This window comes from Ruminococcus callidus ATCC 27760 (genome assembly GCF_000468015.1).
Lineage (GTDB): Bacteria > Bacillota > Clostridia > Oscillospirales > Ruminococcaceae > Ruminococcus_C > Ruminococcus_C callidus.
The window spans coordinates 1-1,949 of record NZ_KI260398.1 but is presented as its reverse complement, the minus strand read 5'-3'; the positions used below and the strand labels follow the sequence as shown (position 1 = coordinate 1,949).

Here is a 1,949-nt window from a genome sequence, read left to right as displayed (position 1 = left end):
GCATCTGTCGCACAATCTTTGTGCGGTATTGCCCCAGAAAAATGCCCCTGTTTTCACGGGGCAGCAATAAGGAGTCGAAACCTATGGATATTTTTTCCGTCATTACCCTGCTGGGCGGTCTGGCGTTCTTCCTGTACGGCATGAACGTCATGTCCTCCGGTCTGGAGAAACTCGCCGGCGGCAAGCTGGAAATCGTTCTGAAAAAGATGACTTCCAACAAGTTCAAGAGCCTGTTGCTGGGCATGGGCATTACCATTGCCATTCAGTCCTCCTCCGCCCTGACCGTCATGCTGGTCGGGCTCGTCAACTCCGGCATCATGGAACTGAGCCAGACGATCGGCGTACTCATGGGCTCCAATGTGGGCACCACGCTGACTGCATGGATCCTGAGCCTTTCCGGCATCGAGGGGGACAATCCCTTCCTGAAAATGCTGAAGCCGGAATCGTTCTCCCCGATCATTGCTCTGATCGGTGTCATTATGATCATGACTGCCAAGCATAACCGCACCAAGGACATCGGCAAGATCATGGTGGGATTCTCCGTGCTGATGACGGGCATGACCCTGATGAGCGGAGCCGTCAGCCCGCTGGCAGATTCCCCGCAGTTCTCCCACATTCTCACCGCGTTCCGGAACCCGATCATGGGCGTTCTGGTAGGAGCCGTTTTCACCGGCGTGATCCAGAGTTCCGCCGCTTCTGTGGGAATCCTACAGGCACTCTCCCTCACCGGACAGGTCACCTACGGCATGGCGATCCCGATCATCATGGGACAGAACATCGGTACCTGTGTCACCGCCCTGCTCTCCAGCATCGGCGTAAACCGCAGTGCCAAGCGGGTGGCATGTGTGCACATCTGCTTTAACTGCATCGGCACACTGGTGATTCTGCCGATATTCTACGGACTGTACTGGCTGCTGGACTTCGCCTTTGTCGGCTCTGCAATTGATCCAGCTGGCGTGGCTCTGGTACACACGATCTTCAATATTGTCACTACAGCAATGCTGCTGCCGTTCACCAAGCTGCTGGAAAAGCTGGCGTATACGCTGGTACGGGACAGCAAAAAGGAAAAGGAAGCCAAGGAAAAGCATGCTATGCTGGACGAACGCCTGCTGGCAACACCAGCAGTTGCCATTGAAGTCTGTCACGGTGTGACCATGGAAATGGCAGAGTTGTCCAAGACCACAATGAAACTGGCGATCAACATGCTGTTCCAGTATGACAAAGCCACCGAAGAACAAATTGAGGAAAACGAAAACCGCATCGACAAATACGAGGATAAGCTGAACGCCTATCTGGTACGCATCAGCAAGCACAGCCTTTCCTCCAAGGACAGCCGGACAGTTTCGAAAATGCTGCACTGCATCGGCAATTTCGAGCGAATTGGTGATCATGCGGTGAATATCATGGAATCGGCACACGAACTCCACGAAAAGGGGCTGCACTTCTCCGGCGATGCCGCAAAGGAACTGCGTACCCTGTGTGATGCTCTGCTGGAAACACTGAACATGGCATATCAGGCGTTCGAAAAGGACGACCTCGCCATTGCACACCAGGTAGAGCCGCTGGAAGAAGTTATCGACACCCTGAATCTGGAACTGAAAAACCGCCACATCAAGCGGCTGCAAAACGAAGAATGCACCGTGGAACTGGGCTACATCTATCAGGATCTGCTCACCAACATCGAACGCATTTCCGACCATTGTTCCAACATTGCCGGCGTGCTGATCGAAATCGACGAACAGCAGAATATCCACAAGTATCTGTTCAAGCTGAAAGAAAACGATGAAACCTTTCAGGAATCCTACCACCAGTATCTGAACCATTACTATCTGGAACTGGGACAGCCCACACTGGACGAAGTCGTGGACGCGTGATTTTCACACTGAATCAATAAAACAAAGAAACCGGTACAGGAATATTGAAATGCTCCCCTTTTGTTAGACAATATG

General features: G+C 52.5%; 1 protein-coding gene. It reads left to right on the top strand.

The genetic code is table 11. The features are described from left to right. Positions 1–83: 83 nt before the first annotated feature. Positions 84–1,874, top strand: a complete 1,791-nt coding sequence (locus tag RUMCAL_RS07505; protein ID WP_051343723.1) for a Na/Pi cotransporter family protein — start codon at positions 84–86, stop codon at positions 1,872–1,874. Positions 1,875–1,949 lie beyond the last annotated feature (75 nt).